The organism is Akkermansia muciniphila (assembly GCF_900184965.1).
Classification (GTDB): domain Bacteria; phylum Verrucomicrobiota; class Verrucomicrobiia; order Verrucomicrobiales; family Akkermansiaceae; genus Akkermansia; species Akkermansia muciniphila_A.
Genome location: NZ_FXYA01000215.1, coordinates 416,107 through 436,424 on the forward strand (window position 1 = coordinate 416,107; position 20,318 = coordinate 436,424).

The 20,318-nt window shown below is 56.9% G+C and carries 15 protein-coding genes; 3 read left to right on the forward strand and 12 right to left on the reverse strand.

The annotated features are described in order from the left end of the window. Positions 1 to 20 precede the first annotated feature (20 nt). The 6 genes from CI070_RS12755 to CI070_RS12780 form a co-directional block, all read right to left on the reverse strand. Positions 21 to 1,940 carry a hypothetical protein gene (locus CI070_RS12755; protein ID WP_094136954.1) on the reverse strand — a complete coding sequence of 640 codons (1,920 nt, stop codon included), beginning with the start codon at positions 1,938 to 1,940 and terminating at the stop codon, positions 21 to 23. A gap of 62 nt (positions 1,941 to 2,002) precedes the next feature. Then, a complete protein-coding gene (gene purM, locus CI070_RS12760) occupies positions 2,003 to 3,004 on the reverse strand; it encodes a phosphoribosylformylglycinamidine cyclo-ligase (protein WP_022198477.1) in 1,002 nt (333 codons plus the stop codon). 103 nt (positions 3,005 to 3,107) lie between these two features. After that, a complete protein-coding gene (locus tag CI070_RS12765; protein WP_094136955.1) occupies positions 3,108 to 3,569 on the reverse strand; it encodes a DoxX family protein in 462 nt (153 codons plus the stop codon). A gap of 239 nt (positions 3,570 to 3,808) precedes the next feature. Beyond that, positions 3,809 to 4,786 (reverse strand): GDSL-type esterase/lipase family protein, encoded by a 978-nt coding sequence (locus CI070_RS12770; protein ID WP_094136956.1) that lies wholly within the window; start codon positions 4,784 to 4,786, stop codon positions 3,809 to 3,811. Between the two features lie 21 nt (positions 4,787 to 4,807). Then, positions 4,808 to 6,346 (reverse strand): sialate O-acetylesterase, encoded by a 1,539-nt coding sequence (locus CI070_RS12775; RefSeq protein WP_094136957.1) that lies wholly within the window; start codon positions 6,344 to 6,346, stop codon positions 4,808 to 4,810. A 10-nt stretch (positions 6,347 to 6,356) separates the two neighbouring features. After that, positions 6,357 to 7,133, reverse strand: coding sequence for a VC0807 family protein (locus CI070_RS12780; protein WP_022198473.1), 777 nt, complete (start codon positions 7,131 to 7,133; stop codon positions 6,357 to 6,359). A 218-nt stretch (positions 7,134 to 7,351) separates the two neighbouring features. Between CI070_RS12780 and CI070_RS12785 the strand changes: the two genes are divergently transcribed. The 3 genes from CI070_RS12785 (at position 7,352) to CI070_RS12795 (ending at position 12,425) form a co-directional block, all read left to right on the forward strand. Continuing rightward, positions 7,352 to 9,157, forward strand: a complete 1,806-nt coding sequence (locus CI070_RS12785) for a DEAD/DEAH box helicase (RefSeq protein WP_179218490.1) — start codon at positions 7,352 to 7,354, stop codon at positions 9,155 to 9,157. A 467-nt stretch (positions 9,158 to 9,624) separates the two neighbouring features. Further along, on the forward strand, positions 9,625 to 11,784 hold the full coding sequence (locus CI070_RS12790; protein ID WP_094136959.1) for a sulfatase-like hydrolase/transferase: 2,160 nt from the start codon (positions 9,625 to 9,627) through the stop codon (positions 11,782 to 11,784). 8 nt (positions 11,785 to 11,792) lie between these two features. Next, positions 11,793 to 12,425, forward strand: coding sequence for a DUF805 domain-containing protein (locus CI070_RS12795; RefSeq protein WP_094136960.1), 633 nt, complete (start codon positions 11,793 to 11,795; stop codon positions 12,423 to 12,425). A 31-nt stretch (positions 12,426 to 12,456) separates the two neighbouring features. On the opposite strand, the gene CI070_RS12800 is transcribed toward CI070_RS12795, so the two are convergent. The 6 genes from CI070_RS12800 to CI070_RS12825 all read right to left on the reverse strand — a co-directional run. After that, a complete protein-coding gene (locus tag CI070_RS12800) occupies positions 12,457 to 13,422 on the reverse strand; it encodes a hypothetical protein (RefSeq protein WP_179218492.1) in 966 nt (321 codons plus the stop codon). Between the two features lie 352 nt (positions 13,423 to 13,774). Further along, a complete protein-coding gene (gene gcvP, locus CI070_RS12805; RefSeq protein ID WP_094136962.1) occupies positions 13,775 to 16,621 on the reverse strand; it encodes an aminomethyl-transferring glycine dehydrogenase in 2,847 nt (948 codons plus the stop codon). A 97-nt stretch (positions 16,622 to 16,718) separates the two neighbouring features. Further along, positions 16,719 to 17,099 (reverse strand): glycine cleavage system protein GcvH, encoded by a 381-nt coding sequence (gcvH, locus tag CI070_RS12810; protein ID WP_012419500.1) that lies wholly within the window; start codon positions 17,097 to 17,099, stop codon positions 16,719 to 16,721. Positions 17,100 to 17,169: 70 nt separating this feature from the next. Further along, entirely contained in the window at positions 17,170 to 18,255 is a 1,086-nt protein-coding gene (gcvT, locus tag CI070_RS12815; RefSeq protein ID WP_094136963.1) for a glycine cleavage system aminomethyltransferase GcvT, read from the reverse strand. A 75-nt stretch (positions 18,256 to 18,330) separates the two neighbouring features. Beyond that, positions 18,331 to 19,452, reverse strand: coding sequence for a redox-regulated ATPase YchF (gene ychF, locus CI070_RS12820; protein WP_094136964.1), 1,122 nt, complete (start codon positions 19,450 to 19,452; stop codon positions 18,331 to 18,333). Positions 19,453 to 19,510: 58 nt separating this feature from the next. Beyond that, a partial coding sequence (locus CI070_RS12825) for a D-alanyl-D-alanine carboxypeptidase family protein (RefSeq protein ID WP_094136965.1) occupies positions 19,511 to 20,318 on the reverse strand: 808 nt, incomplete at its 5' end.

Below are 20,318 nucleotides of genomic sequence, written 5' to 3' on the forward strand. Positions count from 1 at the left end.
TACCCAAAAAAAGGGATGTGCTACAAGGGCAAATCGTATGCACGGCCCCCTTTGCCCTCAAACCAGCGCATGTATGCCACATTAACTGTGGTGTATCCGCCCGGAGTCGGATAATCTCCGGTGAAATACCAGTCGCCGCAGGGGCCTTCTATGGATTCATGGAGGTTTTCGATGGTCTGGAAGATGACTTCCACAGGGCACGGCGCGTCGTGCGGCGTGACCAGGCGGGTGATTTCCCGGGAGATTTCAGCCTCAGTCAACCCTTCGTAAATAGCCTTTACGCAATTGCGCCGTTCTTCCTTGGGCTTGGTCAGTTCTTCCTTGCATGCCGTGTACACTTCTTCCAGCAGACGGACCTGTCCGTGCTGCTTGATCAGGGAGACGGCCGCCTGGAAGGCGATGAAGTTGCCCAGCTCGGACATGTCAATGCCGTAGCAGTCCGGATACCGGATTTGCGGGGCAGTGGATGCAATGACGATTTTCCGGGGATTGGTGCGGCCCAGGATGCGGAGGATGGACCTTCTCAGGGTGGTGCCGCGGACAATGGAGTCGTCAATGGCGACGAGCACGTCTTCCGGCCCTACGGCGCCGTAAGTGAGGTCATATACGTGGGAAACCAGCTGCGCACGGCTTTTTTCCTGCGTGATGAACGTGCGCATTTTGATATCCTTGTGGGCGATTTTTTCACCGCGCGGCCAGCGTTTCAGGATAGCGCTGTCCAGCATGTTTTCATCCAGGGTGCCGTTTCTCAGGGCCTCCAGGAGCTGGGCATGCACGCGCTTGCGGCGGTAGACGCGCAAGCCTTCCAGCAGGCCGTAGTAGGCGGTTTCCGCCGTGTTGGGAATGTAGGTGATAGCGGATTTGTCAAAACGGTCTTCAAGAGAATCCACGATTTGGGGGGTCAACGCCGCGCCGAGCGCTTTGCGTTCCCGGTAAACGATAGGATCGTTCCCGCGGGAGAAGTAAATTTTTTCAAAGGAGCAGGGAGCCGGTTTCAGAGGGGTGGTAAATTCCGTAATGGCATGTGTCCCGTCTGCTTTGATGGAGAGTATATTGGCCGGCGGAAGTTCTTGAACCTGTTCGCTTTCCACTTCAAAGACGGTCATCAGGGGAACGCGTTCGGAAGCCACGGCAATGAATTCATCCGTAATCAGGTAGTGGCATGGGCGGATGCCGTGCGGATCCCGCAGGCAGAAGTAGTCCCCGTTGCCGATGGCTCCCATGATGGCATATCCGCCGTCCCATTGCTTGGCGGAGTTATGGATGATTTCCTGAATGTTAAGCCGGGAGGAAATGGCATGGGGAATTTCCGGGCCGGGCATGCCGCTGTCCCGCAAGGCGCGGTAGAGGTCCGTATGGGCTTCATCCAGGTGATACCCTATTTCTTCAAGGACAGTCTGCGTGTCCGTTCCGAAGACGGGGTGCTGGCCGCGTTCAATCATTCGCTGGTTCAATTCCGGCGTATTGGTCATGTTGAAGTTGCCCAGAACCATCAGGGTGCGGGTCGGCCAGTTGGTGCGGCGCAGGTAGGGGTGGCAGGAACCTTCGTCAAAGAGGCCGGAGGTGCCGTAGCGGAGATGCCCCATCAGGATTTCCCCGCCGTAGTCGAAGTTGTTTTTGATGTCTGCCGCATCCTTCAGGTTGACCAGGCCGCGGCGAACTTTTTTATTGAGCTTCTTGATTTGCCCGTTGAAGATGCTCGTAAGGGCGTCTTTGCTGGCGTCCCGGGTGCGGAACAGATAAGGCTGCCCCAGGGGCATGTTCAGCTTGACGCAGCCTATGCCCGCGCCGTCCTGTCCGCGGTTGTACTGCTTTTCCATCAGGATGAGCAGTTTGTTGAACGCCCAGAGGGTGGAGCCGTATTTATCCTGAAAATAAGAGAGAGGCTTAAGCAGACGAATGGCGGCTACGCCGCACTCGTGTTTAAGAAAATCGCTCATGGGATGATGATGAAAAGATTGTCCTGTAAGTGTGGCGTATCCGTTGCAAGGAGATGGTGTTTTTATTCGCCCTGTACTTTGACATGAATGCCGCGGCCTTCTCTCAGCGTGCCGATGACCGTGCCGCCCGGACCTGCCTTCAATGCGGCTTCCGCATCTTCAGGTCTCACGATAGCTACCCAGCCAATGCCCATGTTAAAGGTGTTGAAGCGGTCCTGCGGATCCACATGCTTCAGGATTTTCTGGGCGGCGGTGTTGTCCCAATAGGGAATGGAGAGGTCTGCGCCGTAGTCGCCCAGGAAGCGTTCCAGGTTTTCCGGGAGGCCTCCCCCCGTGATATGGGCGTATGCCTTCGGGGTGACATTGAAGCGGCGCATATCTGCCACCACGTCATGGTACAAGCGGGTGGGCTGAAGAAGGGAACGGAGTTCCTCTTCATCAACTACATCCGGATTTTCTTCCAGAATGCGGCGGATGAGGCTCCAGCCGTTGGCATGGAAGCTGTCGGATTTGTAGCCGATGAATACGTCTCCGGGCCGGACGGTTTTCGGATCAATCAGTTTGCTTTTTTCACAACAGCCGATGCAGAAGCCGGAGAGTTCCACGATGGATTCCGGCACCACACCGGGCATTTCCGCCGTTTCCCCTCCGGCCAGGATGCAGTTGCAGGATTCCAGGTAGTCGCACATGCCGGCCACCAGGCGGGTGATGCGGGAGCGTTCCCGTTCCAGATTGGAGATGCCCAGATAATCCAGGAAAAGGAGCGGGTCGCCGCCCGTGGTAAGAATGTCGTTGACGTTCATGGCCACCAGGTCTTTGCCGGCGGTTTCCACCATGTCCAGTTCAAAGAGAATTTCCGTCTTGGTGCCTACGCCGTCGCACCCGGTGACGATGACCGGTTCCTTGTAGGAGCTCAAATCATAGGCAGCGGCGAAAAGGCCAAAGGCCTGGTGAAGAGATCTCTGCTTTTGCGTTCTTTTAACGTGAGAGCTGATGTCGGATACAAAGGCGGCTGCTTCTTTGGTATCGACCCCCGATTGCTTGTAGGTTAGTTTGCCGGACATTGAACGGATGAACTGGGTGTGCCAGCATCCTAGAGGAAGGCTCCTTCCGCGGCGAGTGAAAAAAGAAGTATTTTTGCCATAGGACGCGCGGGAGGAGCTGTTTTCATTCCACTTCTATCTTGCAGTCGCGCCGGAGCCACCAGGCATCCAGGGAGAATTTACCCGGTCCCGTATAGAAGATGGTCAGATAGATCAGCAGGTAGATGGCCGCGAGTTCCTGCGCTCCCCAGCCGGAAAGACCAAGGACAAGAAAGAGCGCTACACACATGTTAATGACCAGGATAAGGGAGGCCAGACGGGTGAGGAATCCCAGCAAGAGGAGGACGGAACATCCGAATTCCGCGCCTACGCACAGCAGCAGGGACAGAAAATTGCCGATTCCCAGCGGATCCTGGAAAGCCGCCCAGTTTCCGCTGATGAGCATGCCCAGTTTGGGAATGCCATGCACAAGCATCATGACTGCTACGCCCAGGCGCAGCAACAGAACGCCGAAGTCCATGCTGGTGTTGGTGGCCAGGGGGCCAAGCAGGCGGCATGCGGATGATTTGCTTTTATTCTGTTCCATGCACTGTAGACTGTTTTGGAAACAGAAATGCTCAATTAAAACAGGATGAAAATGAGTTTTTAGGGTAGAGGGGGAAACAGCCTGTGACGCAGGCATGCCGCCTGTGGAGAATCCTGATGTCCTCCGGAGTTCCGCGGCATGCCGCCTGCCGCGGGTGTGTATGGGCGGAATAGCGTGCGCTGGGCTTATGGGAACATGCAGGAGTTCCGCGTGTTCCCATAAGCCTGTTCAGGAAGTTTTTAATGTTTTTTCGCAGGAATGAGGCGGAAAGCTGCGGGGGATTGGGCGGACTTGATTTGCAGGGGCTTGGTCGGGTCTTTTTGAGTTTCCGGGCCAATGGCGATGATAAGCCTGTCCTTGGGATGAATGACGGTGGAGTTTTCAAAGATGAGCGTATTGGCTCCGTCCGTCAGTTTCCATCCATCCAGAAGAATGCCGGAGTTGCCGGGGTTGTTGATGATCACGTTGCCGGTGCCCGGTTCCAGCCTGGGGGCGGGCTGCTTAAGCTTGAGGCTTTTTGCCAGCTTGGCAAAGGTGATTTCCGCAATGCGCCGTGCGCCCTTCTCCGTAGGATGCAGCCCGTCAACATACCATTCCGGATGGTCGGAGAGCGGGTGCAGCGCGTCAAAGAGGCTGACTTTGTACTTGCGCGCAACGGCGGCGATCAGTTTTTCCGCTTCCGGGCGGTTGGCGGATGAGCCGTTGTCCGAGCCTGCATATTTACGCACGTCCGGATAACAGTTGCCGGGAAATGCCTTCTTGTTGAGCGGGCCGCGGTAGTCCGGGCCCAGCAGCCCCCAGGCAAAGAACCGTGTTTTGGGATTGGCGTTTTTCCATGCATGAAGCAAAGCGTCATAGCCTTTGGAGAACAGTTCGGGGTTCCACCAGCGGCCCGTGTCGTTGATGCCAAGGTTGCAGATATAAATATCCGCCTTGAATTCCAGGGCTTGCTTGTGTTCCTTGGTGCTGCCGTACCAGCGTCCTGCCTGGCCCGGATAGTCGCCTGCCGTTTTTCCGGGATTGCCGAAGCCTCTGACGTCAAAGTCCGGCCCCATAAGTGTGGCGAGCACTTGCGGATACCGGGCTTCTCCGGGTTTAAGGCCGGTGCCGAAGGTGATGCTGTCTCCCACGCAGGCTACTTTGGCGGGAGAAGCTTGTGCCGCCATGCCCAGTGAGAGTGTGGCTGTCAGAGAAGCGATGAGAAGATGAAGGTTCATGGAGTGATGGTATGGTATGAGTTATTTTTTCAGAACAGGTGCGTCCGTCCGGAAGGGACGGGCGGGGAGCTGGTTGCCGTTGACCAGGTTGGGGGTCACGAAACGGTTCCAGCAATATCGGGCGTGTTTGGGGGATTTTACTTCCGGGGATGAGAGGCGGATAACGGCTGTGTTGCCTTTTCTGTTTATGATTTCCGCTGCGGCGGGATGATAAGTTCCGTCCGTCCCGGCAATTTCAAACTGGGCCGGTTCTTTGCCGTCCGTGGTGGTCAGTCCGGCAGCTTGATCCAGTTGAACCAGGATGTTGGAACCGGAAGGTTTGAAGGCCTTGAGGGCAGGGCCTTCACAGGGGATCTTTTTACCGTAAACCTTGTTCAGGGCAGTATTTCCTGCACGTTCCCCCACAGGGCGCTTGAATGGAGGATGAACGTCGGAATTGGTGGAGCCAAGATCAATGGTGTTGACGCTGTAAACTTTTGGAACGGTTTTGGCCACGGCGTCTTGCATTTCACGGAATTCCGGCCATCCGGCACGGATTTTTGACGGGTCGTTGATGCGGGGGAGCTGGATCATGACGAAAGGCATTTCCGGGTTACGGAAAGCTTTTCTCCAGGAGGAGATCATGGTTTTCAGCAGCATGCTGTTTTGGGCATTGTCAATGATCTCCGCATCGGATTCGCCCTGATACCAGATGACGCCCGTGATGGGGAGGGCCGTTGTCCATGCGATGCCGGATTCGTAAAGGAACGCCGGCTTGTAGGGATGGTCCGGAGAGCCCTGGTTCAGACGCGGAGAGATGTTTTTCCTGGCCCGTCCCCTCACCCAGTCGGAGATAAGGGGGGAGTCCAGCCAGTGATTACCGCGCAGGGTGCGGAAGCTGTTGTTGGTATTAATAACCTGCCGGGGGATCCACGCTGCGATTTCCGAGCCTCCCAGGGAGGAGTGGATGATGCCTACCGGAATGCCCAGCCCTTCGCGGAGTTTTTTCCCGAAGTAGTAGCCCACGGCAGTCATTGGCCCTGAGGTGGCGGGAGAGCTGGCAGCCCATTGCCCTTTATAGAAGTTGTCCGTGGTGACGGCGTCAAAGTCTTTCGCGGAGTAGGGGGCATTGTTGGTGTGGGCTTGCGGAACGTTGTTGAGCAGACGGAGCTGGTCGTCTCCGGAAGCCGCTATGTCTTCTTTGGCCGTCGTGGTCTGGTTCAGGCGGAACAGCATGTTGGATTGGCCGGAAGCCAGCCACACTTCTCCCACGAGCACATCTTCCAATTTGGCGGAGTCCCCGTTTTGCACGGCCGCCAGCGTCTGGCCTGTGGCGCAGGGAGGCATGGGGGGCAGCGTGACGCTCCATTTCCCCTTGGAGTCGGTTTTTGTTTTCAGGGCAGTGTTTCCAAAAGTGACGGTTATTTCCCTGTTGGGGGCGGCCGTACCGGAAACGGGAATGTTTTTCCCGTGGGGAAGTACCATATGGGAACCGAAGACCCGGTCGAACCGGGGCGTGTCCGCCCACGCCGCATGAAGGGCGATGGCGGCAGCCAGGATGCATGAAGTATGGAGGCGCATGGTTTGGGGGTTATTTGAGAAGGAGTTCGTCCCGCGAGAGGCCGGTCAGCCTGCCGAGCCGTTTAATCAGGCGGGTCATGATGAAGACAAGGGCTGCCAGGATGGGGATTCCGATGATCAGGAAGCCCCACCAGGTGATGCTGCCGATGGCGGCGTTGTAGGCCACTTGCTGTTCCGCTTCCGGCTGTTGTATGACGGAAGACATGAAAGAGAGGCTCAGGAAGAAATTGCCGATGGAGGAGGCAACCAGCGTGCCCGCCAGAATCCAGGATGAGTTCGCCAGCAGTTTCTGATAAGCCCGTTCCTCGCCGTTGGCGGCCACCGTTTGTTCTATCCTGCGCACGTCGAATAACTCCGGCGTGTAGATAAACATGTTGAGAAGGGGCGTGCCGGCGGACCGGGAGACGACGACCGCCGCCGCCAGGATAAGGGGGATCAGGGCTTCTTTTCCGGCGAACAGCCAGGGTGTGGCGCTGTGGATGCGCCCTTCCGGGCCGATGACGAAGATGCTGATGACACCCGTCAGCAGCACGCCGGCCATGCCTACGACGGACATCAGGTCAAATTTCCTGGAGACGACCAGGGAACGGATACCATAGACAAGGGGGAGGGAAAGGGCGATGACGAGGGCCCATACCGGGCCGATATGCCAGAAATTTTCTCCTTCCGGGCGTTCCAGGGGATTGGCGGGCCCCGCGCTGCAATAGTCCAGAATCAACACCGGGAGGAGGATGTTGATGAAAATCCCCAGCAGGGAGGACTGTGATTTGTTTGGCGTTTTATCCATGAATTCGGAGGGAAATATTTGTATCATACGCGAATGCGCCCCTGCAAGTTGCAACCCCGTGTGTGACAGTAAAGACCAGAAGCGGGGAGAGCCGTTTTTTTATTCGCAGGCGGCTTTGCGGAAATCGTGGCATCTACGGTATCTTCCGTTCTTTTGGCTGGACACGGGAGGGAAGAATGTTCAGCTTCTTCCGTGACTTTGACAGATCATTTTTCCCCATGACTCAAACATCTTCTTTTTCGGCTCTTGGTATTTCACCGGAGATTCTGGAGGCTATCGAAGTGCTCGGCTTCGATACTCCTTCCTCCATTCAGGAGCAGGCGATTCCCGCCGCGATCAGTGGGGCCGATATTGTGGGGCTGTCCCATACGGGTTCCGGAAAAACGCTTGCCTTCGCCATTCCGGCCCTGGAGTGCATTGAGCCTGAGGAACGCTGCGTTCAGGTGCTGGCTCTTTGTCCTACTCGGGAACTGGCCGTTCAGATTTGCCGGGAGGTGGACAAGCTTGCTTTATTTATGGACGGCGTTTCCGCCGTCCCCATTTACGGGGGGGCTTCTTTCCGTCCGCAACTGGACGCCCTGCGCCGCGGGGTGCAGTTTGTGGTGGGGACGCCCGGACGCGTCATGGATCTGATGGAGTCGGGGGCATTAAGGCTGGACGGACTCCGCATGCTGATTCTGGATGAGGCGGACGAGATGCTGGATATGGGTTTTCTGGAAGACATCGAACGCATTGCGGAGGCCATGCCGGAAACGAAGCAGACCCTGTTTTTTTCCGCTACCATGTCTCCGGAAATCAACCGTCTGGTGAGCAGGTTCATGAAAGAGCCCGTCCAGATTTCCATTGAACGGCCCACGCTGACGGTGCCTACCATTGAACAGGTTTATTACGAGGTGGTGTTTTCTTCCCGGATTGAGGTGCTCAGCCGGCTGCTTGACACCGGAAAGATTAAAATGGGGCTGGTGTTCGCCAATACCAAAAAGGTGGTGGATGACGTGGTGGACGGTTTGACGGCCCGCGGTTATGCGGTGGACCGCCTTCATGGGGATATGCCTCAAATGATGAGGGAACGCGTCATGGATTCCTTCCGCAGGGGGAGTCTGCGTCTTCTGGTGGCGACGGATATTGCCGCCCGCGGCCTGGATGTGGATGATGTGGATGCCGTGGTGAATTTTGAGTTGCCGCGTGATCCGGAGGATTACGTGCACCGCATCGGCCGCACGGCACGCGCCGGCCGCAAGGGGAAGGCCATCACTTTTGTGGGGCGCCGTGATTTTTCCCTGATGAGCCGCATAGAGCGCTTCATCGGCGTTAAGTTGACTCCGGAACCTGTGTTGACTGCCGTTCAGGTGGATCAGCTCCGGACGGAATCTCTGGTGGATGATATTCTGGAACGTCTCAAGCCGGATGCCGTGCTGCCGGAGGAATTGAAAGAAGTGGAGGCTGCGCCGGAGGCCATGGCTGCGGCCCTGTTTGATTTGCTCCGGGAACGTACGCACCGGGAGGTGCAGCCCATTCCGGAAGACAAGCCGGCTCGCAGGGCGCGGCGTATGCCGCAAACCGGGGAGGATGCGGAGAGCCCGCAGAAGGGTGATTCCTGGCAGCATAAGGGTGATACGGTTACGCTGTTTATGAATGGAGGCCGGATGATTGGCTTGCGGCCCAAGGACATAGCCGGGTTATTTTACAATACGGTGGAAATGGAAAAGGGCGCCGTGGGCGATATCCGGATTTTCCCCAAGCATTCCCTGATAGAAGTGGACGCTTCCGTGGCGCCCCAGCTTCTGGAGGCTCTGGCGACGGCTACCGTCTGCGGCTATGAAGTTAATGTCCGTGAAGACAAGGGCGCTCCGGAATATTCCGGCACACCGCGCCCGCCCCGCCGCAATGGAGGATTCCGCAGCAGTTACCGTGGAGAACGGGACCGCAGCGGATTCAGGGGAAGCCGCGGGGGCTTCCGTAGTGACCGCGGCGAACGCTGGGGAGAGCGTTCCCGCAGGGACGACAGAAAGAAGCGTTTCTGATGCCTCCGCTGTTCCGGGCAAGGTCATCAACGTTGCTTCCGGAATTGGCGCGGATGTTTGGGAGCGTTCCGGTTCATGATTACTGTTCCCGCCGGTTTTCTGTATTTTCAGCCTGGCAAAGGGGGGTAATATCTATCCTGCCGGGTTTCCCTTGCAGGATCTGCCGTTCTCTCCAGGGGCAGGCATAACCGGGCGGCGCGGGAGGGCTAAGGTTCCGGCAGCCGGGAATGCTGGCGGAACTTTTTCTATTCATGGCTCCGTCCGGAAAATTCGGTCATTGGTGCAGTATGGCGGGATTGTAGCTGTTCCCGGCTGTAAGGCTGCTTCTTTCATGTTTTTTTCCTGCTGGGCACTATCGGCTCAATCCTCTGTGCCCTTTCCGTGCAATTCTCTTGAGGGATGAGAAAATTCATGTAAGATGACGCCTTGTTTTAACGTCTTTTTCAGAGTCTATTTTCTTTTGAATCATGAAGCTGGTATCTTTATTATCCGTTCTTCTGACTTCCCTGGTTCCGTGCATGGGCGCTTCCGGGCAGGCTGCGAAGCCGGCTGCCCGGTCTGTCAAGACTTCGAAGCCCAATGTTATTTTCATTCTGGTGGACGACATGGGCTGGGGAGACCTAGATTCCAACTGGAGCCAGCAGAAGTTGAATGGCCGGACGGTGGAGAGAAAGAACGAGTTCAAGACTCCGGCCCTGTCCGCTTTGGCGCGGGAGGGAATTCAGCTGCGCCGCCACTATTCCGCCGCTCCGGTTTGCGCCCCGGCGCGCGCTTCCCTGCTGCTGGGGGTGCATCAGGGGAATTCCCGGGTAGTGAGAAATAACCGTTTCGATCATCCTATTGAAGATTCCCACACGCTTGGCACCGTGATGCGTGATGCCGGGTATGATACTGCCGCCATTGGCAAATGGGGTGTAGGAGGCGGCGGTCAGAGCCAGGTGGCCATGACCGCCGGCCCCCATCAGCGGGGATTCAATTATTTTTACGGTATCCTGGACCATTTAGCGGGGCATTTCCACTATCCTTCCGAATCCCGTGACGTTTTCGAGTACAACGGTTACGCTTCCAATCCCGAGTGGAAGAATATTAAGGATCAGGTGCCCCATACGGCTTATTCCACGGATTTGTTTGCCGCCCGCGCCAAGCAGTGGATTGTGGATCAGCGCAAGTCCGCCCGCAAAACCGGCAAACCGTTTTTCCTGTATCTGGCTTTTCCGGCTCCCCACGGAAGTCTGACGGTCCCGGGGACTCCCTATCCCTCCGGAGGCGGTTTGAAGGGAGGTCTGCAATGGGTGAAGAAGGAAGGCACGGAATCCGTAAATACGGCTTTTGACGCCAAGGCGGAGAAGAATAAGGATACTTATATTCATCCGGACAATTCCCATTTCCCGAATGATGTGGCCAAACGTCATTCCACCATGATCCGCCGCGTGGACGATGCCGTGGCTGATTTGGTCCGGCTGCTGAAAGATTTGAAGATTGACGATAATACGATGATCGTCTTCACGTCCGACAATGGCCCACACAATGAGGGCGGGAGTGATACCAGGCACTGGCACGGAGCGCAAAATCCGCAGTTTTTCAAGAGTTATGGCATGATGGACGGCATTAAGCGAGATTGCTGGGAAGGAGGGATGCGCGTGCCGGCGCTGGTACGCTGGCCTGCGCGCGTTCCCAAGGGGCAGATCAGTCTGAACCCTGGCCAGTTTCATGACTGGCTGGCTACGCTGGCTGATGTGGCCGGGGTGCCGGTTCCTGCCCGCAGTGACGGCGTTTCCCTGCTGCCGACGCTAACCGGTCATGCGGACCAGCAGAAGCCCGGCATTGTTTATGCCGAATATAATTTCGCCGGCAAAACGCCGGAGTATAAGGATTTTCTGGGGGAACACAAGGGGGCGCAGCGGGGCCAGCAGCAGATTGTTTTTGTGGATGGATTGAAAGGCCTGCGCATGGGGGTGAAGGATGCGGACAGGGATTTCATGATTTTCGATACTTTGAATGACCCGCAGGAAAGCAGGGATCTGGCATCCTCCAGGCCGGAACTTCAGGCCCGCATGAAAGCCGCCGCTTTGTCCAATCGCCGGGCTTCCCTTCCTTCCAAAACAGTGTTTGACTCTACGCCGGTTCCCGCCGTGGACGTGAAGGGAACCGTTTCTCCCGGGTTGCAATGGTCCTTGTATGAAGGGGATTTTCCCTGGGTCCCGGATTTCCGCCAGTGGAAGAAGCCTGCTTCCGCCCATGGCGTGACGCCTTCCCCGTCCGTGAACATGAACGGTCCGGCCAAGCGCGGCGTGGAGCTGACGGGGTATGTGAAGATCCCTGAGGACGGGGCATATACGTTTTATCTGACCACGGATGAAAACAAGGGCAGCAAGGCTTTTGTCCGGCTGCACGGCATGGAGTTGATTGACGCGGACAAGACTTATGAGCCGGGAGCCGAGGTTTCCTCTGATCTGGGCGACTGGAAGAATCCCGTTTATTTGAAAGCCGGCCTTCATCCCATCCGCATCGGCTATGTGGGGAATTCCGGTGCTGCCTCCAGGCTGGTTTTGAAGTGGGAAGGCCCCGGTCTGCCCAGGCAGGACATACCCGCCTCCGCCTTCATCCATGGGAAGGAATCCAGATAAGCTCCTCCATGAGCGGTCTTTACGAGTACCAGGCGATTGACGGTTCTCCCAAAGGCCCCGTTTCCCTGGAGCTTTTGCTGCGGGCCCGTAATCTCGGCCGGTTGTCCAACCGGACGTTGGTCCGGAAGGTCCCCGATGGAGACTGGAGGCCCCTGGCCTCCTTTATTCCTTCCATGACTGTCATGGATGATGATGGAGTGCCGTCCGTTCTGACGGAAGCCGGAACGGGGCCTGAGGATGCCGGACCCGGCTGGAGCAGGAGGAAGTACTGGATGCGCGTCATCAAGGCTTGGTGCAGTTTTAAGGGCCGTGCCGGAAAAGGAGAGCTGCACGAAGTTTTTTCCGGAGTGGGGGTCGCGTGGCTGGCCGTGGCGGGAGCCCCCTCCGTTGTGAAATACGGTTTTTTCCCTTCCCTGTCTTCGTGGGTTGAACTGGTTTCCCCGCTGCTGTACATGGCGCTTGCCGTGCTGTCTGTTCCGTTGGCGGCTACCATGGTGCGGCGTCTGCATGATGTGGGGAGAAGCGGCTTTTTCCTGGTTTTTCTGGCTGTCCCCTTTGTAGGGTGGCTGCTGTTGTGGTATTTATTTCACGGGGAAAGCCGGCTTGGAGAGAATAAATACGGAGATCCACCCTGGAATTAAAAGGCGTTGGAATCCGTACTTGTTGAGGTTGTTACAAAGGTTTTGACTGCGCTTGCGGATTAGGGCGAATCATCCGGTTGAAAAGTTTTTGCATGGCCATGGCCAGCAGAAGGGAGGATGCCAGCGTCACGATGAATACTACGCTGATGCTTCGGGTCCCATAGAGATCCCAACTAAAGTGGTAACCGAAAATGAATCTGTGATTTAGCCACATAAGCGCGGAGTAAGTTCCCAGCAGCGTCAGGAGAGGCGTGAGGCGGAGTTTCCGGGTTATCCAAGGCAGGCACCAGAGGGTGAAGAGAAAGATAACCGTCAGGGTTTTGGCTTTTGAAAAACTGAAGAGATGGATGGATAGTATTTCAAGAACCAGCAACAGGATTGCTCCCAGGCGTTGGGACGTTGAAAGAGCAGAGAAGCGAGAAGCCAGAAAGGCGCACATGTAACCGAGAATGAAGCAGGGAAGGAAAGAGGGGAAGGAGGAGGCGATTTCCGGCAGACAGGGAATGTGGGTCATGCTTTGAAGTAAAAGGGACACCCCCTGCAGAGCAGCCATGGATGGAACAGGCGCAATGTGATGCGTGATCCATGCGCAAGTGGGATAAAGGGCTATGGAGGCTGCCGAGAAAAGAGCCATGTACCACCAGTCGGGATAACAGGGCTTCAATCCTGTTACGGCAAGCAGGCCGTTTTTCCAGCCCATGTCGGCAACGGATGGCAAAATGGGCAAGGGGAATGCCCAGGAAACCAGAGTAGCCAGAAGAAGGCATAAGAAATAAATTTTCCAGAATTTAAGGTAATGGGAACAGCCTGTTTTAACGAGGGAACCGAGGGTTGAAGATGAATTCGTTTTCCATCCCATAGCATACCCCGTGATGAAAATAAAAATGGGTACGCAAATTTTAAAGATGGGAGCGGCTTTTGTAAGACAGGGAGCGATCCATGCCGTATCCACGCCTGCGGGGAGAGCGTATAAGCCGAAGACATGATGAAAGATCATGAAGAGAATTCCATACCCTTTGAGAATCGCGGAGTCTTCCCTGGAAAAAGAAAGATGCTGTTGCAGTCCAGGTACAGTAAGGGCAGAGAAAAAGCTCATCTGAAACCTAGCTCAACGGATTTCTAATCCGAAGTCAACACTCTATTTTGAGAACAAACGGGTCATCAAGATGCAAGGGGGAAAAAGCGGGGTGAGAGAAATATGTCTTTTCTCTTTTTTTATCCATACCTCTTTTATGCTTAATTGTTTTCCGAATGCGTTTATTTCTTCGGATTAGAAATCCGATTTTAACAATAAAAAAGGCTGTCCCATTTATTTGGAACAGCCTTTTTGAAAGGTGGGGTGAGATTTTTTATGACTCTACGGCCTTGGTGAATTCCTCCACTGTGTCGCAGGTGCAGACCAGGTTGCGGTCTCCATACACATTGTCCACCCGGCCTACATACGGCCAGAATTTGTGGATAAGAAGACCGGAGACCGGATAGGCCGCTTCACTGCGGGAGTAGGGATGCCGCCATTCGTCAGCGGAGACCATTTCTGCGGTATGAGGCGAGTTTTTCAGGACGTTGTCTTCCTTGTCCGCCGTACCGTTGATAATGGCCGTGATTTCCGCATGAATGCGCTCCATGGCTTCAATGAAGCGGTCCAGCTCCTGCTTGGGTTCCGATTCCGTCGGCTCCACCATCAGGGTGCCCGGAACGGGGAAGGACATGGTGGGGCCGTGGAAGCCGTAGTCCATGAGCCTCTTGGCGATGTCATCCACCGTGAGACCGGCGTCATGAGTGAGCTGGCGCGGATCCAGAATGCATTCATGCGCCACCAGCCCCTTGTTGCCGGAGTAGAGAACCGGGAAGAGATGGCCGAGTTTCTTGGCGATGTAGTTGGCGTTGAGGATGGCCATTTCCGTGGCTTCCTTGAGGCCGTCCGGCCCCATCATGGAGAGGTACATCCAGCAGATGGCGGCAATGGAGGCGCTCCCCCACGCCGCAGACGCTACGGCCCCTTCTTCATGGCCCAGCGTAAGGTGTCCGGGCAGGAAGGGCACGAGGTGTTCCGCTACGCCGATGGGGCCGATGCCGGGACCGCCGCCGCCGTGCGGCATGGCAAAGGTTTTATGCAGGTTCAGGTGGCAGACGTCCGCGCCGATGCAGCCGGGGCAAGTCAGGCCTACCTGGGCATTCATGTTGGCGCCGTCCATGTACACCTGGCCTCCATTGGCGTGGACGATGTCGCAGAGTTCCTTGATTGTCTGTTCATACACCCCGTGCGTGGAGGGGTACGTGACCATGATGCAGGAGAGATTGTCCTTATGGGCTTCCGCTTGGGATTTCAGGTCTGCCATGTCGATGTTGCCTCTTTCGTCACATTTGACGGGCACCACCTTGAGACCGGCCATGGCGGATGAGGCGGGGTTGGTCCCATGGGCGGAGGTGGGAATGAGGCAGACATTGCGGTGGCCTTCTCCGGCGTGTTTCTGGTAGCGGCGGATGGCCAGTAGTCCGGCATATTCCCCTGCGGCGCCCGCGTTGGGCTGGAGGGAGACGGCGGCAAAGCCGGTGATTTTCGCCAGACGGTCGGACAGGACGGAGAGCATTTCCCGGATGCCTTCCGACTGATCCGCCGGAACAAAGGGATGCAGGGAGTTGGCTTCCGGCCACGTGATGGGAATCATTTCGGAGGCGGCGTTCAGCTTCATCGTGCAGGAGCCCAGAGGGATCATGGCTTCATTTAGAGCCAGGTCCCGGGATTCCAGGCGGCGGATGTAGCGCATCATTTCCGTTTCGGAATGGTAGGAGTTGAAAGCCTTTTCCGTGCAGAAAGGCGTCTGGCGCGTGTGGACGGGATCCCAGGCAGGAGCGTCGCAATCGCAGGCAGCGGATGTTTCCGCACCTGCAAGGGCGGAGGCCAGCGCCGCTATATCCGCACAGGTTGCGGTTTCATCCAGAGAGACGGCCGCGTGGTCGGCATCCACCCTGCGGATGTTATACCCGGCTTCCAGGGCTTTTTGCACCATGGCGTCCGCTTGTCCGGGAACGGACAGCAGCAGGGTGTCAAAGAAGTTTTTGTTTTCAATGGCGATGCCGGCTTCCGTGAGCGCCCTGTACAGGTTTTTGGTTTTCCGGTGGATTTCCATGCCGATGCGTTTGAGGCCTTCCTGGCCGTGGTATACGGCGTAAAAGGCGGCCAGCACGGCCAGGAGCACCTGGGCGGTGCAGATGTTGGAAGTCGCCTTGTCGCGGCGAATATGCTGTTCCCGCGTTTGCAGGGCCAGGCGGTAGGCAGGGCGGCCCAGGGTATCTATGGACATGCCGATAAGGCGGCCGGGCATGCGGCGTTTGAGGGCGTCCGTGCAGGACATGTAGGCGGCATGGGGGCCGCCGAAGCCCATGGGTATGCCGAAACGCTGCGTGTTGCCGATGCAGATATCGGCTCCGAAGGCGCCGGGTTCCCGGATGACGGTAAGGGCCATGAGATCCGCCGCCACGACGCAGAGCGCGCCCGTGGCATGTACGCGGGAAAAGAAGTCCGTATAATCGCAGATGCGGCCGAGCGTGTCCGGATATTGGACAAGCACCCCGGCCAAATCCGCGCCGATGGAGGCGGGGTCAAAGGAGGAGCAATCTCCCACGATGATGTTGACACCCTGGAAGGCGGCGCGGGTGCGGATGACGCTGATGGTCTGGGGATGGCAGGTGTCTGCCACAAAGAAGGTGTTTGCTTTGGGGCGCGCGTTCCGGCACATGGTGACGGCTTCTGCGGCGGCGGTGCCTTCATCCAGCAGGGAGGCGTTCGCCACCGGCAGCCCTGTCAGGGAAGAGACCATGGTCTGGAAGTTCATGAGCATTTCCAGACGTCCCTGGGCGATTTCCGGTTGGTAAGGGGTGTAGGCCGTGTACCAGCCGGGGTTCTCCAGTACATTGCGGAGGATGACGGAAGGAGTGATGGTGCCGTAGTAGCCCTGGCCAATGAAGGTTTTCAGAAGCTTGTTTTTCCGCAGGATGGAACGGAGTTCCTCCAGGGCTTCCGTTTCCGATTTGGCGGCGGGCAGGTCCAGCGGGGCTTTCATGCGGATATCTGCGGGAACGATGTCCGCAATGAGTTCGTCAAGCGTCTGGTAGCCGAGGCTGTTGAGCATTTCCCGGCGCTCTTCCCCCTGGGGGCCGATGTGCCGGCTGGCAAAATCTGAGTGGGTATTCATGTGGTTTCTCTGGCTGGTAATAGCGTTCGGCCGCGGGGGCGGGCCAAACAAAATGCCCCGGGATGGAATCACCGGGGCAGGGGGAAGAAGGAATGGTTCAGGAGCAGTATTCCTCGTAATCCGTGGCATTCATCATATCTTCCGTTTCCGTGGGAACGTCCAGGCGGATTTTGTACAGCCAGCCTGCGCCGTAGGGATCGGAGTTGATGAGGGAGGGATCATTGGAAAGTTCTTCATTCACCTCCAGAATTTCTCCTGAAACGGGAGTGTACACGTCGCTGGCGGCTTTGACAGATTCCACAACGGCGACGGGGTCGCCGGCCGCGACGGTAGCGCCTACTTCGGGAAGGTCTACAAAGACGACATCGGAGAGTTCGGCTTGCGCATGGTCTGAAATGCCGATGGTGCCGATGTCCCCGTCAATTTCAATCCATTCGTGATCCTTGGAATACAGCAGATTTTCTGGTACGTCGTGCATAAGATGTAATTGTTTGAAGTGAGAGTGTAGTAAAATGAGGTGTTTGTCAGTTTATTTTTGCGCCGTCGTGTCAGCCTTTTTTATAAAAGGGTTTTTTTACGACCACGGCCGGGAATTTCCTTCCCCTTACGTCAATTTCCAGCTCCGTGCCGACCTTGGCATGGGCGACAGGCAGGTAGGCCAGGGCAATACCCTTCATCAGCGAAGGAGAGAGCACGCCGCTGGTAAGTTCTCCGATGGCTTCTCCGCCGGGGACATGAACGGCATAATGGGCGCGGGGAGGGGCTCCCGTGCCGGTGTATTCAATAGCCGCCAGCCGCTGGCTGAGACCGTTGGCTTTTTGTTCCCGGAGGATGTCGGATCCGATGAAATCCGTATCCAGCGCGCAGAAGAAGCCGAGCCCGGCTTCCAGAGGCGTCTTGTCCGGAGAGAGGTCGGAGCCGTTTAGAGGATAGCACATTTCCAGGCGCAGGCTGTCGCGGGCGCCCAGACCGCAGGGTTTGGCGCCTGCCCCAAGAAAGGCTTCAAACCATTGAACGCCTTCCTTAGCCGGGCAGAAGAATTCAAAACCATCTTCCCCGGTATAGCCGGTGCGGCAGACAATGAGATCCGACCCTTCCGCCGTGATGCGGGCAATTCCGTTGCGGGGGGGAAGTTCCACGCCGGGAATGACGCGGGAGAATACTTCCCCGCATTCGGGGCCTTGGACAGCCAGACCCGCGTATTCATCAGAATGGTTTTCCAGGGTTACGTCTGCAGGTTTGTGGGCGGAGAGCCATGCGAAGTCTTCATCAATTTTGGAAGCATTCACCACTACGAAGAATGTTTCCGGTTCCATCCGGTACAGGATGAGGTCGTCAATGACTCCGGCCCGGTCATTGAGCATGACGGAGTACTGTCCCTGGCCGACATTCAGCTTGTTAATATCATTGGTCAGCATGGAGTTCAGCCAGGCCGCGGCGGAGGCCCCGGCTACCGTGAACTGCCCCATGTGGGAGATGTCAAAGATGCCGCAGGCTTCGCGCACTGCTTTGTGTTCGTCCAGAATGCCGGTGTACTGCACCGGCATATTCCAGCCGGCGAAAGGAACCATTCTGGCTCCCAGTTCAACATGTTTAGCTGCCAGAGGGGTGGATTTGACGTCTGTATCAGTCATGAGGCGATGTGAAGGTTATGAGCAATCTGCCCCTTATATCAGTAAAAGTCAATGGAATTTCGGTAACGCTCCGCTCTAGACATTGAAGCGGAATTCGATGACGTCCCCGTCCTTGACGACATATTCTTTTCCTTCGATACGCAGCTTGCCGTGTTCCCGCGCTCCGGTCTTGCCGCCGCAGGAAACCAGGTCGTCGTAGTGCACTACCTCCGCAGCGATAAAACCGCGTTCGAAGTCCGTGTGGATGACGCCGGCCGCCTGGGGGGCTTTTGCCCCGGCCGGAATGGTCCAGGCCCGCGTTTCCTTGATTCCCGTGGTGAGGTAGGTGCGCAGGCCCAGAAGGTGGTACACGGCCCGGATGAGGTCGGAAACGCCGGAATCCTGCACGCCCAGGGATTCCAGAAATTCGCGGGATTCTTCTTCCGAAACGTCGATGAGTTCTTCTTCAATCCGGGCGGAGATGACAATGGCTTCCGCATTGTGGTGTTCCGCTACGTATTTTTTCACCTGGGAGACGTAGGGATGAGCGTCCGGGTTGGAGATGGCGTCCGCCAGTTCGTCTTCATTGACATTGCAGGCGAAAATGCTTTTTTTATCCGAAAGCAGCTGGAAGGAATGGAGCAGTTTGCGTTCGTCGTCGTCCAGCTGCGGTTCCAAGGTGAGGGCAGGGTTGCCTTCGTTCAGGTGGGGCAGGAGTTTGGTGATGAGGGCCACTTCGGCCTTGGCTTCCTTGTCGCCGCTGCGTGCCTTGCGTTCGCGGGAAGAAAGTCTTTTTTCCATGGTGGCGATATCCGCCAGAATGAGTTCCGAGTTGATGATGTCAATGTCGCGCAGAGGGTCCACGGAACCGAGTTCGTGGATGATGTCGTCATTGTCAAAGCAGCGGACTACCTGCACGATGGCGTCCACTTCACGGATGTTCGCCAGGAACTGGTTGCCCAGGCCGGCGCCTTCCGAAGCGCCCTTGACCAGGCCGGCGATGTCCACGAATTCAATAAGCGTGGGGATAATTTTTTCAGAACCGGACATGTCGGAGAGCACCTGCAGGCGGGGATCCGGGACTGTTACCATACCCACATTCGGGTCAATGGTGCAGAAAGGATAGTTGGCCGCCTGGGCCTTGCGTGTCCGGGTGACCGCATTGAAGAGAGTGGATTTGCCGACGTTGGGGAGACCTACAATACCTGCCTGTAACATAGGCAGGACTGATAGCGGGTCACGCCGTGAAAGTCAAATACCAATTGCCGCCGGGTATTTACGCCGCGGCTCCCAGAGCCCATTTGAGCAGATTTTCCGATTCCGCCCAGATGCGGGACGGATGGCAGCCAAGGACGACGACGATGACATGGCGGCCATTGAAGCCGGCGGAGGACACCAGGCAGCGTCCGGCGGCGTTGGTGTATCCGGTTTTCATCCCGGTAACCCAGGGATGCTGGTTGAGCAGTTTGTTGGTATTTCTCAGCAGGAGCGTCCTGCCGTTGGCCCGGGTAAAGGCATACTGGCGTTTGCAGATAATATTGCGCAGTTCCGGGCTGCGGTACACATAATAGGCGCAGCGGGCCATGTCAATGGCGGTGGAGTACTGGTCTGCCGGGAGGCCGTTGGGGTTGGCGAAGCGTGAGTTGTACATGCCCATCTGCCGGGCCTTGGCATTCATCAGCTGGGCGAAACGGGGAACGGAACCCGCCGTATCGCGGGCCAGGGCCAGGGCTACGTCGTTGAAACTGCGGATCATCAAGGCATTGAGCAGTTCGCGGCGTGAATAGGTTTCTCCCGCCCGGAAGCCCAGTTTGGTTGGGTCCGCTTTGGTATCGGAAGGCTGGATAACCACTTTTCTGTCCAGGCTGCCGTGATCCAGCACGACCATGGCCGTCACGAGTTTCTGCGTGCTGGCTACCTGGCGGCGCTGGAGGCCGTTGTGCGAAAAGAGCACTTTTCCGGTGAGGGCGTCCATAACGCAGGCGCTGGCGCAGCGGGGCGTGCGCGGGGCGCTGGAGGGAATGGCTACAGGGCGTGTGGGGAAATTGGCAGGGCGGGGGAGGGCATTGGAAACCGGCTGGGAG

What these genes read in the sequence shown, in the direction of transcription:
- CI070_RS12775 (WP_094136957.1), bottom strand. Translation starts at nt 6,346, where the DNA reads ATGCGCCTCCATACTTCATGCATCCTGGCTGCCGCCATCGCCCTTCAT.
- CI070_RS12765 (WP_094136955.1), bottom strand. Translation starts at nt 3,569, where the DNA reads ATGGAACAGAATAAAAGCAAATCATCCGCATGCCGCCTGCTTGGCCCC.
- CI070_RS12800 (WP_179218492.1), bottom strand. Translation starts at nt 13,422, where the DNA reads ATGATCTTTCATCATGTCTTCGGCTTATACGCTCTCCCCGCAGGCGTG.
- purM (WP_022198477.1), bottom strand. Translation starts at nt 3,004, where the DNA reads ATGTCCGGCAAACTAACCTACAAGCAATCGGGGGTCGATACCAAAGAA.
- gcvP (WP_094136962.1), bottom strand. Translation starts at nt 16,621, where the DNA reads ATGAATACCCACTCAGATTTTGCCAGCCGGCACATCGGCCCCCAGGGG.
- CI070_RS12785 (WP_179218490.1), top strand. Translation starts at nt 7,352, where the DNA reads ATGACTCAAACATCTTCTTTTTCGGCTCTTGGTATTTCACCGGAGATT.
- CI070_RS12755 (WP_094136954.1), bottom strand. Translation starts at nt 1,940, where the DNA reads ATGAGCGATTTTCTTAAACACGAGTGCGGCGTAGCCGCCATTCGTCTG.
- gcvT (WP_094136963.1), bottom strand. Translation starts at nt 18,255, where the DNA reads ATGACTGATACAGACGTCAAATCCACCCCTCTGGCAGCTAAACATGTT.
- CI070_RS12795 (WP_094136960.1), top strand. Translation starts at nt 11,793, where the DNA reads ATGAGCGGTCTTTACGAGTACCAGGCGATTGACGGTTCTCCCAAAGGC.
- CI070_RS12780 (WP_022198473.1), bottom strand. Translation starts at nt 7,133, where the DNA reads ATGGATAAAACGCCAAACAAATCACAGTCCTCCCTGCTGGGGATTTTC.
- CI070_RS12790 (WP_094136959.1), top strand. Translation starts at nt 9,625, where the DNA reads ATGAAGCTGGTATCTTTATTATCCGTTCTTCTGACTTCCCTGGTTCCG.
- CI070_RS12770 (WP_094136956.1), bottom strand. Translation starts at nt 4,786, where the DNA reads ATGAACCTTCATCTTCTCATCGCTTCTCTGACAGCCACACTCTCACTG.
- ychF (WP_094136964.1), bottom strand. Translation starts at nt 19,452, where the DNA reads ATGTTACAGGCAGGTATTGTAGGTCTCCCCAACGTCGGCAAATCCACT.
- gcvH (WP_012419500.1), bottom strand. Translation starts at nt 17,099, where the DNA reads ATGCACGACGTACCAGAAAATCTGCTGTATTCCAAGGATCACGAATGG.